The organism is Rhodanobacter sp. UC4443_H10, assembly GCF_052978325.1.
The window spans coordinates 1,681,528-1,694,558 of sequence record NZ_CM129668.1 but is presented as its reverse complement, the minus strand read 5'-3'; the positions used below and the strand labels follow the sequence as shown (position 1 = coordinate 1,694,558).

Below are 13,031 nucleotides of genomic sequence, written 5' to 3'. Positions count from 1 at the left end.
TCGACGGGCGCCGCTTACGGGGCCGTCGTGGCGACCGCACCGGCGCCGGTGGCATCGACGGTGAGCGAGACGCGGCGGTTGTCGCGGCCCTGGTCGTGCGTGGCGCCCTTGGCGACCTGGCGGTTGCTGTCTTCACCGTAGCTGACCGCACGTACCTGGTCGGCGGACAGGCCGCTGCTGATCAGGAAATCGCGCACCGCATCGGCGCGCTGCATGCCGAGCTTCTTGTTGTAGGCACGCGAACCGGCCGGGTCGGCAAAGCCTTCCACCGTGATCAGCACGCCGGGGTGGTACTTGCCGATGGTCGCGGCAAAGTCCTGCAGCGCAGGCTTGTCCTGCTCGCTCAGGGTGGCGCTGTTGAACGCGAAGTGCGCCACCGTGTCGATGCTGACGCGGCCCTGCATCGCGGTGATCTGGCTGTCGTACTTGGCAAACTGCGATTGCATCTGCTGCTTGATGGCATCGATCTGCTGCTGCTGGTCGGTCTGCTTCTGCTGCAGCTGCTGGATGGCCGTGTTGAAATCGGATTGCTTGACGTACTGCGAGCAGCCGGCCAGGCCGATGGTGAGCAATCCCGCCGTCAATGCGGCCACGCGAGTGATCCTCGTGTTCATCCGGGTCTCCTGGTTTGTACGGGGTGGGGGTGCACGCAGGCGCTGATGACAGCGGCGCGCCTGCAGGACGAACGAAACGGTGCCGCCATCGCTGTCCTCCCGGAACCTAACCCATCGAGGCGGCAAGGACGCGTAAAAGCGGCACATTCCGCGTCGCGCCGTTCAGGTCGGGTTGCGTTGCGCGGCTCGCGTCGACGTCGTGACGCGAACGGCTCGCGCGCATCAGTCGCGTGCGGTGACGGTGCGCACCGCGCGCGAGAAATCGGCGCCGACCGGTGTCGCACGGGCGCGTTCGCTGATGCGTGCGCGCTCGCGCAGTGTTCCGATCGGCACGCGACGATCGAGGGCGCCGATGCCTTGCAGATACTCCGGCAGATAGCCGGTCAGCAGCAGGCGCATGTCCCATGGCAGGCCCGGATCGATCTGCCGCGCCATGCGATGGACGAGGGTGGTGCAGTTGGAGGTGAAGGTGTTGTAGAACGCCGGCCGCGCGGCCAGCCGGTTGGCCGCATGCACGTAGGAGAGCAGCAGCGCGCGCAGCGTGGCCGGTTCGATCTGCAGCGGATACAGATAGACGTCCTCGTTGCGCACGTTGGTGCGCACGCGGATGATGTCGTCTTCCTCGGCGCCGACCAGGATCGTCTCGAACTGCTTGAAGAAGCCGCCCACCGAGGAATACTCCTGGTCGCGGCTCTTGCGCACCTCCACCGAGAACACCAGGTGGCGGCCGTCGTCGAAACCGAACGAGATCATGGCGTGGGCGATCGCCCGGCTGCCCCAGTGCGACAGCACCGCATCGGCGCTGGCCAGTTGCGCCAGGTCGTACTCGTGGCGCTCCCAGCGGATGTCGTAATCGTTGTCGCTGCGCCAGGCGAAGTGGCGCACGTTGTCGAGCACCACGCGATCGCCGTGCACGCTGCCGGTCAGCGTGCGGGCAACGTCGTCGCGCCAGTCGCGCGCGCCGGAGGGCCTGATCGCGACCCACCACAGCAGGACCATCGCGTACAGCGCGGCATGGACGACCAGCGGCAGCCAGCTGCGCCCGCCGATCGCGCAGGCGTACAGCACGCCGGTCGCGATCACCCAGAGCGCACTGCCCAGCGCGCGCCCGGCGCGGCCGCCGGGCAGCCGATACCACAGCGCCAGCGCGGCCCACGCGCCGGAACAGAACACGATCGGCGTCATCACCATCACGATGGCCACGCGACCGATCATGCCGAGCTTGTCCATCATCCCGCCGATGCTGCCGCGATCCATCCCTCCAGCGTGCCGATTCCCCGGCCGGAAAACAACGCGCGGCCCGAAACCGATGCCGGGCGGGCGGTGAGTTGGCAAGCCTGTTGCATTACCTCGGGCATGAACGACATCGCCTATGACATCTCCCATCTGCTCGACGTCGAACGCCAACAGGCCGATGTGCCGGCGCCGCGGATCGTTCGGGCCGTTCCCACCGTTCCCGCACGGGCCGCCCGCTCCGGCGTGGCCGAGGCGCAGGAGGCGCTGGCCCGCGAGCTGATCCAGTGCGCGCCGATCCACGACGCCATGGTCCAGCAGTACCTGCGCCTGAGCGGCGAGACCTTCCGTGAAAGCTGCGCCAGTTGAACACCTGCCCGGCCGCCATTGCCACTTTTGAGCAAAAGTTGACCCGCCGGGACATGTGACGTGCCGCACATGGCCGGACTTCGGTCCATGACTGCCCCGAATACGAAAGAGCCCGGCATCGCCGGGCTCTTTCGTGCGGGGGTGCCTGCGGCTCAGCCGATCGCCGGCACGCTGGCCACGCCGGCCTCGATTGCCGCCTGGTGGGCGAGCGTGCGGGGCAGCAGACGGCTGAAGTAGAACGCCGCGGTGTCGCGCTTGGCCTGCTTGAACGCGGCCGACTGCGTACCATTCCCTGCCGCCAGCACGCTGCGCGCCCACAGGTAGGCCAGGGTCACGTAGCCGGAGTAGTACAGGTAATCGGTGGCCGCCGCGCCCAGTTCCTCGGGGTTACCCTGGATGCGCTGGGCCAGTGCCACAGTGAGATCGCTCCAGTTTCGCGTGGCCACGGCGAGCGGGCCGATGAACGCCTTCAGCGATTCGGTGTCGGCGTGCTGCTGGCAGAACGCGCTGATCTCCTCCAGGAAATGCTTGAAGCCCACGCCTTGCAGCTGGAGGATCTTGCGGCCGAGCAGGTCGGCGGCCTGGATGCCGGTGGTGCCCTCGTACAAGGTGATGATGCGGGCGTCGCGCACGAACTGTTCCATGCCGTTCTCGGCGATGTAGCCGTGGCCGCCGTAGATCTGCAGCGCCTCCTTGGTGCACTCCTGCGCCAGCTCGGTGACCATGCCCTTGGCGATCGGGATCAGGAAGGCGACCAGTTCGCCGGCCTTCTGGCGCGCCGCCTCGTCCGTGGCGCGATGCTCGATGTCCGTCTGCAGCGCGGTGTACAGCACCAGCGCACGCGAGCCTTCGACAAAGGCGCGCTGGGTCAGCAGCATGCGCCGCACGTCCGGTTGCACCAGCAGGTTGTCGGCCGGCTTGTCGGGGAATTTCGCCCCGGACAGCGAGCGCGACTGCAGCCGTTCGCGAGCGTAGTTGAGGCTGTTCTGCAACGCGCGCTCGGCCAGGGCCAGTCCCTGCACGCCGACCGACAGCCGCGCCGCATTCATCATGGTGAACATCGCCATCAGGCCCTTGTGCGGCTTGCCGATCAGGTAGCCCTCGGCGCCGTCGAAGTTCATCACGCAGGTGGAGCAGGCGTGGATGCCCATCTTGTGCTCGATCGCTCCGGCCGCGACGCTGTTGCGTTCGCCCGGCTTGCCGTCCGCGTCGAGCTTGAACTTGGGCACGATGAACATCGAGATGCCGCGGCTGCCTTCCGGTGCATCAGGCAGGCGCGCCAGCACCAGGTGCACGATGTTCTCGGTGAGGTCGTGCTCGCCGGCGCTGATGAAGATCTTGGTGCCGCTGAGCTTCCAGGTCGGCCGGCCGTTGGCGTCGGCCTCGCCCGGTACCGCGCGCGTCTTCAGCAGGCCCAGGTCGGAGCCCGCCTGCGGTTCGGTCAGGCACATCGTGCCGGTCCAGCGGCCGGCCACGATCGGCTTCATGTACAGCTCGCGCTGCCATTCCTCGCCGTGTTGTTGCAGCGCATGCGTGGCGCCTTCGGACAACAGCGGGTACAGGCTCCAGGCGAGGTTGCCGGACTGGAAAATCTCCGTGGTGGCGGTGCCGAGCACGCCGGGCAGGGCCTGTCCGCCGTATTGCTCGGGGTTGGTCAAGCCGGTCCAGCCACCTTCGGCGAACTGCCGGAACGCCTCCTTGAACGAGGCCGGCGTGGTGACCTTGCCGGTGGCCTTGTCGAACTGGCAGCCCTCGGCGTCCGCCGGTGCATTGGTCGGCGCGAGCAACTGCTCGCTCAGGCGACCGGCTTCTTCCAGCACGGCGTCGAGCAGGTCGCGGCCATGCGCCTCGCCGCCCTGCAGCGAGGTGAGTACCGGCTCGGCGTCCAGCACATCGAACAGGGCGAAGCGCAGGTCGTCGAGGGGGGCCTTGTAAGCGGTCATGGGAACTCCTGATGCAGGCGGTTTAACGGAAGGTGTGTGCGATGCCAGGCACGGCCGAAATCCAGTCCTTGCCGCTGAAGTCGAAGGCGCGCGCCTTGCTCTCCTGCTCGGGCTTGGCGGTCGCGGTGCCGCTGATCGAATAGGCCAGCGACGCGGCGCTGCCCTTGTCGGCGATGGCCTCCAGTGCGCGGCTCATCGCGGCGGTGGGCCATACCTTGAGCTGCACCACGTCGCCGGCAAGTTGCGGGATGGCCAGCTCGAACGTGTCGTGCAGCCGCACCGGCGCCAGCGCGGCGACCTGCAACTGGCCGTCCAGCGACTGGAAGTCCATCCCGGCGTAGCTGTTGTTCTGGATGCGCACGCTCAGCTGCCACTGCCCGTTGGACAGCACCTGCAACTGCTGGATGCTCACCGTGGGCGGGAACACGCTTTTCTTCGCCGGGCCGCAGGCGGCCAGGCCAAACGCCAGCACGGCGAGCAGGAACGGGGCAACGACCCAGCGCAACGGACGCATCGCAGTTCTCCAAACGATCGTTTGAATCCTGACTCTAACCGCGATCGGGGTGTCCGCGCCAGTCGACCGGGCAGGCCGTCGTCGCGGCCCGCGCCGGGGATCGCGGTGGCGCCGAGGTTTCGCGATGGCGCGCGAACAGGCATCATCGTCGGCTTGCCTTCCAGCCCGGATACTGCAGCATGTCACGACGTTTCGTTGCCCGCCGCTCGCCGATCCACGGCAACGGCGTATTCGCCACCGCGCCGATCGCCCGCGGCGAGGAGATCATCGAATACAAGGGCAAGCTGCTCACGCCGGACGAGGCCGATGCGCTGTACGGGGACGGTGGTGAAACCGGGCATACCTTCTTGTTCACGCTCAACGAGAAGTACGTGATCGACGCCAACCAGCGCGGCAACACCGCGCGCTGGATCAACCACAGCTGCGCGCCGAACTGTCGCGCCGTGGTCGAGGAAAGCGCCAGCGGCGACCCGCGCCGGGACAAGGTGAAGATCGAGGCGATCCGCCACATCAAGCCCGGCGATGAGCTCACCTACGACTACGGCATCGTGCTTGACGTGCCGCACACCGCGCGGCTGAAGAAGCTGTGGCAGTGCCTGTGCGGCGCGCCGAAATGCACCGGCACGTTGCTCAAGCCCAAGCGGTAGCCGCGTTCCGGACAACGCTTTTATACTCGCCGCAGTTGCCGGCCGGGGGGAGCGGCAACATGGACAGTGACGGGGGAATGCGATGGAAGCCAATCCTTATGCCGCGCCCGAGGCAACGGTCGACGATGTGCGCGCGTGGGATGCGCAGGGCCTGGAGGAACGCAAGGCCAGCCGCGGCAAGCGCCTGGCGGCGACGCTGCTCGACGGGGTGATCAACCTGGTCTGGGTCCTCCCGGTGTTGTGGGGCGCCATGATGGCAGTCGGCGTCGGCAAGGGGATCAAGCCGGCCGCGCCGATGATCGGCGTGCTGCTGCTGGGTTTCGCCCTGCTGGTGGCGATCTTCGTGGTCAACTGCGTCATGCTGCATCGGAGTGGCCAGACCATCGGCAAGCGCATGCTGGACATCGCCATCGTGCGTACCGATGGCAGCCGCATGGGCCTGTTGCGTTACCTCTTCATCCGCGTGCTGCCGGTGGCGCTGCTCGGCGTGATTCCCTACATCGGCCGGCTGGCGACGCTGATCGATCCGCTGCTGATCTTCGGCAACGAGCGCCGCTGCCTGCACGACCTGATCGCCGATACCATCGTCGTCGACGTGTAGATGATCGATACCGTCCGCGAGATCGAGACCGCCGAAGGCATCTCGCTGCGCCTGCGCGCCGCCGGAGCGTTGCCGCGGGCGCAGGCGTGGGTGCTCGACCTGCTGTTGCGCGGTGTCTTCTTCTTGGTGGCGATGATCCCGCTGTCGATCTTCGGCGTGGCCGGCAACGGCCTGGCGATGCTGCTGCTGTTCGCGCTGATGTGGGCGTATGGGGTGGTCTGCGAGGTCTGGATGGACGGCCAGACGCCGGGCAAGCGCGCGCTCGGCCTGCGCGTGGTGCATGCCGACGGCACGCCGGTGACCTGGCTGCCGTCGGTGGTGCGCAACCTGCTGCGCGTAGTGGACATCCTGCCCGGCGTCTATGGCGTGGGCCTGGTCAGCACCCTGGTCGATCCGCACGCGCGGCGGCTCGGCGACATCGTGGCCGGCACCATGGTGGTGCATGCGCGCGAACTGCCGCCTGGCCAGCAGGTACCGGCGGTGTCCGCGCTGCCGCTGCCGCTGGCCTTGTCCGCCGACGAACAGGCCGCGCTGGTCGACTATGCCGAGCGCGCCGGCCAGCTCACCGTGCAGCGCCAGGAGGAACTGGCCAACCTGCTGACCCCGCTGACCGGCCTGCGCGACACCGCGGCAATCCGGCAACTGGTGGCGCACGTGAACTGGCTGCTGGGGCGCGCATGAAACAGGAACGCTTCGTGGCCTTGCACGGCAAGACCTGGGATCGCCTGCAATCCTGGCTGCATGCGCTGGACCGCCAGCCGCGACGCACGCTGCGGCAGGAGCAGGCGCTGGATTTCCCCGCCGAATACCGGCGCGTCTGCCACCACCTGGCGCTGGCCCGCGGCCGCGGCTACAGCCACGAGGTGACCGACCGGCTGCAGCAACTCGTGCAGCATGGCCACCGCGTGCTGTACCGGCCGCCGCCGCCGCGCTGGCATCGGGTGGCGATGTTTCTGCTGGCCGGTTTCCCGCGGCTGGTGCGCGCGCAGTGGCGCTGCATGGCGCTGGCGGCGGTGCTGTTCTACGTGCCGGCGCTGTGCCTGCTGGTGCTGCTGCAACTGCGCCCGGAGCTGGCGCATACGCTGTTCAGCAGCGCCCAGCTGGCGCAGTTCGAGAAGATGTACGACCCGGCCAATCCGCACATCGGCCGCAGCAGCGGCACCGATCTGCAGATGTTCGGCTTCTACGTGATGAACAACGTCGGCATCGCGTTTCGCACGTTCGCCTCGGGGCTGGTGTTCGGCGTCGGCGCGATCTACGTGCTGGGCGCCAACGGCGTGCTGATCGGCGGCATCGCCGGCCATCTCACCGCGATCGGCTACGGCGGCCCGTTCTGGCGCTTTGTGGCGGGGCATTCGCCGTTCGAGCTCACCGCGCTGGTGATTGCCGGTGGCGCCGGCCTGCATCTGGGCCTGACCTTGCTGGCGCCGGGCCGGCAGCGCCGCGGACCGGCGCTGGTCGCGGCCGGCTGGGTCGGCGCGCAACTGGCGCTGGGCGCATTCGCGATGCTGCTGGTGGCGGCGTTCATCGAGGCGTACTGGTCCTCCATCGCCAGCCTGCCCGATCCGCTGCGCTTCGGCGTGGCCGGCGTGCTGTGGGTGCTGGTGCTGGCTTGGCTGTGGCGCGGCGGCAGGGCGGTGCGGCATGGAGCTTGAACGCATCGGCGTGGTGTTGCGGCCCAGGGTGACGCGCGAGGCGCTGGATCTCGGCGCGGCGATGTTGCGCGCGCATGCGCGGCCGGTCTGGTCGGCGTGGTTCGCCTTCACCCTGCCGCTGTTCGTGTTGTGCAACGGGCTCGGTGTCGCGCTCGGCTGGCCGTGGCTGGGCTGGGGGCTGATGTGGTGGCTGAAGCCGCTGTTCGATCGGCTGCCGCTGTACGTGTTGTCGCGGGCGGTGTTCGATCAGGCGCCGGGCTGGCGCCAGACCCTGCGCGGCCAGGCGCGCTGGCCGTGGCGACGGACGCTGGCGGCGCTGACCTGGTTGCGCATCGACAGCAACCGCGCGCTGCGCCTGCCGCTCGATCTGCTCGAAGGCAGCACGCGGGCGCAGCGTTCGGCACGCTGGAAAGTGCTGCGTCGGCGCCTGGTGGGGGAAACCAGCCTGCTCACCTATTTCTGCCTGCTGTTCGAGCTGGTGCTGTTCCTCAGCGTGTGGTTGTTTGCGCTGCTGCTGATCCCGCACGAATGGCGGCCGCAATCGCTGATCGAGCTGGTGCGCGGCGACACGCAGGTGATCCCCACCGCGTGGGTGCTGGCCGGCGCCGGCGTGGCCTATCTGGCGATGAGCGTGATCGAACCGCTCTACGTCGCCTGTGGCTTTGCGCTGTATCTCAACCGGCGCACGCAACTGGAGGCGTGGGACATCGACCTGGCCTTCCGGCGCCTGCGCGCGCGGCTGCAGGGCACCGCGCTGCTGGCGGTTGCGTTGCTGTGCTTCGGCGCATGGACACCTCCCGCGCAGGCGCAGGCGACGGCCGAGGTGCACACCGCGGCGGTCGACAAGCCGGCCAGCGTGTCGCTGGACGCGTTGTTCGGCGCGCGCGCGGAGGCACCCGAGCCGGGCTTGGCGCAAGCGGCTGCGCGGGCTTATCGCGACCCGCGCTTCGGCGGCGAACACACGGTGCGGCGCTGGCAGCTCAAGTACAAGCCGCAACCGGCCGCGACGTCGATCAATCCGCTGTTCCCCTGGCTCGGACACTTGCTGGGCGGGTTCTTCCAGCTGCTGTTGTGGCTGCTGCTGATCGGCGTGCTGGGCGGCCTGATCTGGCTGGGCTGGCGCTGGCGCGGGCGCTGGCTGGTGCGGGATGAGGAGGTCGCGCCGGCGCTGTCGCCGCCGATATCGTCGATCGTCGACGCGCCAGCCGCGTTGCCCGCCGACCTGGCCGGCGCGGCACGCGCGCTGTGGCAGGCACAGCGCCGGCGCGAGGCACTGGCGCTGCTCTATCGCGGCTGCGTCGAGCAGACCGCGCGCGAGCTGCGGCAGCCGCCCGCAGCGGATGCGACCGAGGCGCACTGGCTGCGCCAGGCGCGCGCCATCGACGATCCGCAGCGCAGCCGCCGCGTGGTCGAGATCGTGCGCACCTGGCAGTTCGCTGCCTACGCCGGGCGCTATCCCGACGACGCCACCGTCGAGCAACTGCTCGCCGGTTGGCCGGCGCAGCCCGGGGCGTCGACATGAACCGCAAGACGCTGCTGATCGCCGCCCTGGTCGCGGCCGCGCTGGCGCTGCTGGTCGCCGGGTTCTTCGCCACCTTCGAGCGCAAGGACGTCACCGAGACGATCCCGCCGCATGGCGCGGCGCGCAGCAACCGCTTCCTCGCGCTGGAACTGATGCTGCATGAGCTGCAGCTGCCGGCGCAGTCGCTGACCACATTGAGTGCGGCGCGATTGCCGTTGCGCCATGGCGACACGGTGCTGCTGGGCGAAAATGCCGGCCGCGTCGATGCCGCCGATGCGGCACGGCTGGTGGCATGGGTGCGCAGCGGCGGCCACCTGCTGCTGTCGCCGGGAGCGGCCAGCGTGGCGCACACGCCGCTGTTCGATGCGCTCGGCGTGCTCGATTCGCGCGCCGCCTCGTTCGAGTGCGCGGCCCTGCACGGCGCGACGGCGAGCAAGCGCGACGACGTCGCCCTGTGCGGTTCGCGCTTCCGGCTGCAGCCCGGCGCGGTGGCGAAACTCGATGCCGCGATCGGCACGCCGCACGACGGCTATCTGTACGCGCGCATGCCGCTGGGGCAGGGCACGGTCAGCGTGCTGGCCAATTTTGCCCCGCTGGCGCACACCGCGCTGAAGCAGGCCGCGGCGCAGGAGTTTGCCTGGAACCTGCTGCAGCCCAATCGCGGCCGCGGCACGATCTACCTGGTCTACGCGCTGGACGGTCCGCCCTTCCTCCAATTCCTGGCGATCAGGGGCTGGCCCGCGCTGCTCGCGCTGGCGTTGCTGCTGGCCGCGTGGATGGCGATGCGCAGCGCACGGCTCGGGCCATTGCTGCCGGCTCCGCCCGCGCACCGCCGCGCCCTGCTTGAACACGTGCAGGCCGCCGGCGAGTTCATCTATCGCCGCGACGGCGGTCGCAGCCTGCACGCGCTGGCCTGCCAGGCCGTGCTGGCGCGCCTGCGTCGCCGCGATCCGGCCTGCGCGATGCTGCACGGCGAGGCGCTGTACGCGCGCCTGGCTGAGCGCAGCGCGCTGGACGCCGCGCGCGTCGCGCAGGCCTTCCAGTCACCGGCGAACGCGCAGGCGTTTCGCGTTTCCATCCTCACCCTGGCCCGACTCAGGAATCGTCCATGACCCTCGACACGCTCGCCGCGCCGGCCTTGCCGCCGCCTTCCACCGCCGAACTCGGCGACCACGTGCGCGCGTTGCGCGAGCAGGTCGGGCGCGCCTTCATCGGCCAGGCCGAGGTGTTCGACCAGGTGTTGCTGGCGCTGCTGGCGACCGGCCACGTGCTGATCGAGGGCGTGCCCGGGCTGGGCAAGACGCTGCTGGTGCGCGCGCTGGCCGCGTCGGTCGGCTGCACCTTCGGCCGCGTGCAGTTCACTCCCGACCTGATGCCGGCCGACGTCACCGGCCACGCGATCTACGACCCCAAGACCGAACGTTTCCAGATCCGCCGCGGCCCGGTATTCGCCAACCTGCTGCTGGCCGACGAGATCAACCGCGCGCCGGCCAAGACCCAGGCCGCGTTGCTCGAATCGATGCAGGAGGGGCAGGTGACCATCGAGGGTCGTCGCTTCGCGCTGCCGGCACCGTTCATGGTGGTGGCCACGCAGAACCCGATCGAGCAGGAGGGCACCTACCCGCTGCCCGAGGCGCAGCTGGACCGCTTCCTGATCAAGGTGGTGATCGGCTATCCGGGGCTGGAGGACGAGCGGCGCATGGTCGCGCGCGTGATCGACGGCAAGGTTGCCGCCGACCTCGACGTGTCGCAGGTGCAGCCGGTGCTGAGCCAGGCGCAGTTGCTGGCGGTGCAGCGGGCGGTGGCGTCGATCCGCATGGATGCCGCGGTCACCGACTACGCGGTGCGCATTGCGCGCACCACGCGCGAATGGCCGGGCGTGATCGGCGGCGCCGGTCCGCGCGGCGGCCTGGCGCTGGCGCGGCTGGCGCGCGCGCAGGCAGCGGTCGACGGCCGCGATTTCGTCACCCCGGACGACGTGCGCGCAGTGGCGTTGCCGGCCTTGCGCCATCGCCTGCTGCTGGCGCCGGAGGCGCTGCTCGAACGCCAGCGCCCCGACGACGTGCTCAAGGCGCTGCTGCACAAGGTGCCGGCACCGCGACAGTGATGAGGCCTGCGCCCGCGCTGCTGTGGCTGCTGCTCGGCTGGACCGTGCTCGGCGTGCTGGCCAGCCTCGGCCGGCTGCCGCTGGCGGCGTGGCTGGCTGCCGGCGGTGCGCTTGCGTTGCTGGCGCTCGTCGATGGTTGGCGCCTGCGCCGGATGCCGTCGCCCGAGGTGTCGCGCGAGCTGGCGCCGGTGCTGCCGCTGGGGCCGGAGGCGCGGATCGGCCTGCGCGTGCGCGGCACCACGCGGCGCGCGCAGAAGCTGCGCCTGCACGACCTGCATCCGGGCGGCTGGGCGGTGCGCGGCATGCCGCGCACGCTGCTGCTGCCGGCGGGCGGCGACGTGCGACTCGAGTATGCGGTCACGCCCGACGCACGCGGCCAGTTCGCCTTCGACGGCTGCCACGTGCAATTGCATTCGCCGTGGCGTTGCTGGTCGGTGCGCCGCGTGCTCGGCGCCGCGTCGACGGTGCGTGTGTATCCGAATTTCGCCGCGCTGGTCGAGCTGGCGGGCTTGAGCGTGGAACTTGCCTCGCGCAGCGTCGGCGCGCGGCTGCAACGGCGTCGCGGCGAAGGCACCGAGTTCCAGGAGCTGCGCGACTACCGCGTCGGCGACAGCCTGCGCAAGATCGACTGGAAGGCCACCGCGCGCAGCAGCCGGCTGATCTCGCGCGAGTACCGCGACGAGCGCAACCAGCAGGTGGTGCTGATGCTCGACTGCGGTCGCCGCCTGCTGGCGCAGGATGATCGCCGGGTGCATTTCGACCACGTGCTGAACGCCTCGCTGGCACTGGCCAGCATCGCGCTGCGCCAGGGCGATGCGGTCGGCCTGCTGGCCTGCACCGGCCAGCAGCAACGCTGGTTGCCGCCGCAACAGGGCAGCGGCGGCATGGACATGCTGCTCGGCGCCGGCTACGACCTGCACGCGATGCCGCTGGCCACCGACTACCTCGCCGCTGCCAGCGCCCTGCAGGCGCACCAGCAACGTCGCGCGCTGGTGGTGCTGATCACCAACGTGCGCGACGAGGACGACGCCGAACTGCGCGCCGCGGTGAGCATGCTGTCCCGGCGTCACCTGGTGATGCTGGTCAGCCTGCGCGAACTGGCCCTCGACCACGCCGCCGCCGACCCCGGCGACGAACTGGAAGGCAGCATCCGCAGCGCCGCCGCCATGAACTACCTGGCCGATCGCGAACGCACCCACGAAGCGCTGCGTCGCGAAGGCATCAACACGCTGGACGTGAGCTGCGGCGAACTGTCCGGTGCGCTGATCGAGCGCTACCTGGCGATCAAGCGGGGGAATCGGCTGTAGGGGAAATCCCGGCGCGTTGCGCTTGTCGCCGGGCAAATGTCGTTCAAAACCGATCAGGGGGAAATCATGGAAAATCCGTACCAGAGTCCCGGTGCCGTGCTGGAGGTTCGCGAAAAGCGCAGCGCGTCGCTGGACGATGTCGCTTCCGGCCAGAAGCTGGTGATCTACGCCATCCTGCTGTACTTCCTCGCCGCCGCGCTGCGCGCCGCGGTCGGCCCGATCGCCTTGCTCGCCCTGCTGGTCTGCCTGGGGATGTCCTGGACCGGCATCTACAAGATCGCCCGCGGCCTGGACTACCCCGTCTGGGGGCGCATCGTGCTGCTGGTGCTGATGCTCGTCCCGCTGGTCGGCCTGCTCGTGCTGGTCATGCTGAGTTCCCGGGCCACCTCGCGGCTGCGCCAGGCCGGTTACGCGGTGGGGCTGCTCGGGGCCAGGGATTACTAGGCTGCCGGTTGGCGCGGAACCTCACGGGTTCGGCGTCACGCGTGCCAAGACGGCATGGTTCGACCTGGGCTGTCC

The 13,031-nt window shown here is 69.6% G+C and carries 14 protein-coding genes; 10 read left to right on the top strand and 4 right to left on the bottom strand.

The genetic code is table 11. From position 1 onward, the window contains the following. Nucleotides 1-14: 14 nt before the first annotated feature. Nucleotides 15-614, bottom strand: a complete 600-nt coding sequence (locus ACVCMB_RS08030) for an OmpA family protein (RefSeq protein WP_395119981.1) — start codon at nt 612-614, stop codon at nt 15-17. A gap of 222 nt (nt 615-836) precedes the next feature. Beyond that, nucleotides 837-1,871 carry an Lnb N-terminal periplasmic domain-containing protein gene (locus ACVCMB_RS08025; protein WP_447106594.1) on the bottom strand — a complete coding sequence of 345 codons (1,035 nt, stop codon included), beginning with the start codon at nt 1,869-1,871 and terminating at the stop codon, nt 837-839. Between the two features lie 99 nt (nt 1,872-1,970). On the opposite strand from ACVCMB_RS08025, the gene ACVCMB_RS08020 reads away from it, so the two are divergent. Further along, nucleotides 1,971-2,216 (top strand): hypothetical protein, encoded by a 246-nt coding sequence (locus ACVCMB_RS08020; RefSeq protein ID WP_395119979.1) that lies wholly within the window; start codon nt 1,971-1,973, stop codon nt 2,214-2,216. A 152-nt stretch (nt 2,217-2,368) separates the two neighbouring features. Here ACVCMB_RS08020 and ACVCMB_RS08015 read toward each other — a convergent pair whose 3' ends face one another. Further along, the gene (locus ACVCMB_RS08015; RefSeq protein WP_395119978.1) at nt 2,369-4,159 is read right to left on the bottom strand and encodes an acyl-CoA dehydrogenase C-terminal domain-containing protein; all 1,791 of its coding nucleotides are present in this window, start codon (nt 4,157-4,159) and stop codon (nt 2,369-2,371) included. Nucleotides 4,160-4,181: 22 nt separating this feature from the next. Further along, nucleotides 4,182-4,673, bottom strand: a complete 492-nt coding sequence (locus tag ACVCMB_RS08010; RefSeq protein ID WP_395119977.1) for a hypothetical protein — start codon at nt 4,671-4,673, stop codon at nt 4,182-4,184. A 179-nt stretch (nt 4,674-4,852) separates the two neighbouring features. Here ACVCMB_RS08010 and ACVCMB_RS08005 point away from each other — a divergent pair, with 179 nt between their 5' ends. The 9 genes from ACVCMB_RS08005 (at nt 4,853) to ACVCMB_RS07965 (ending at nt 12,956) form a co-directional block, all read left to right on the top strand. Continuing rightward, nucleotides 4,853-5,320, top strand: a complete 468-nt coding sequence (locus ACVCMB_RS08005; protein WP_395119976.1) for an SET domain-containing protein — start codon at nt 4,853-4,855, stop codon at nt 5,318-5,320. A gap of 82 nt (nt 5,321-5,402) precedes the next feature. Continuing rightward, nucleotides 5,403-5,921, top strand: a complete 519-nt coding sequence (locus tag ACVCMB_RS08000) for an RDD family protein (protein ID WP_447106593.1) — start codon at nt 5,403-5,405, stop codon at nt 5,919-5,921. Beyond that, a complete protein-coding gene (locus ACVCMB_RS07995; RefSeq protein ID WP_395119974.1) occupies nt 5,922-6,602 on the top strand; it encodes an RDD family protein in 681 nt (226 codons plus the stop codon). It abuts the gene before it with no gap. Next, nucleotides 6,599-7,576: a stage II sporulation protein M gene (locus ACVCMB_RS07990; RefSeq protein ID WP_447106592.1), complete on the top strand. Its 978-nt coding sequence runs from the start codon at nt 6,599-6,601 to the stop codon at nt 7,574-7,576. The genes ACVCMB_RS07995 and ACVCMB_RS07990 overlap by 4 nt, the downstream gene beginning before the upstream one ends. Further along, nucleotides 7,566-9,098 (top strand): DUF4129 domain-containing protein, encoded by a 1,533-nt coding sequence (locus ACVCMB_RS07985; protein WP_447106591.1) that lies wholly within the window; start codon nt 7,566-7,568, stop codon nt 9,096-9,098. Before ACVCMB_RS07990 ends, ACVCMB_RS07985 begins: the two co-directional genes overlap by 11 nt. After that, nucleotides 9,095-10,210 (top strand): DUF4350 domain-containing protein, encoded by a 1,116-nt coding sequence (locus ACVCMB_RS07980; protein ID WP_447106590.1) that lies wholly within the window; start codon nt 9,095-9,097, stop codon nt 10,208-10,210. Before ACVCMB_RS07985 ends, ACVCMB_RS07980 begins: the two co-directional genes overlap by 4 nt. Then, complete coding sequence (locus ACVCMB_RS07975; protein WP_395119970.1) at nt 10,207-11,205, top strand: AAA family ATPase; 999 nt, start codon at nt 10,207-10,209, stop codon at nt 11,203-11,205. The genes ACVCMB_RS07980 and ACVCMB_RS07975 overlap by 4 nt, the downstream gene beginning before the upstream one ends. Then, nucleotides 11,205-12,512 carry a DUF58 domain-containing protein gene (locus ACVCMB_RS07970; protein ID WP_447106589.1) on the top strand — a complete coding sequence of 436 codons (1,308 nt, stop codon included), beginning with the start codon at nt 11,205-11,207 and terminating at the stop codon, nt 12,510-12,512. Before ACVCMB_RS07975 ends, ACVCMB_RS07970 begins: the two co-directional genes overlap by 1 nt. A gap of 66 nt (nt 12,513-12,578) precedes the next feature. Further along, a complete protein-coding gene (locus tag ACVCMB_RS07965) occupies nt 12,579-12,956 on the top strand; it encodes a hypothetical protein (protein ID WP_447098251.1) in 378 nt (125 codons plus the stop codon). The last annotated feature ends 75 nt before the right edge of the window (nt 12,957-13,031 follow it).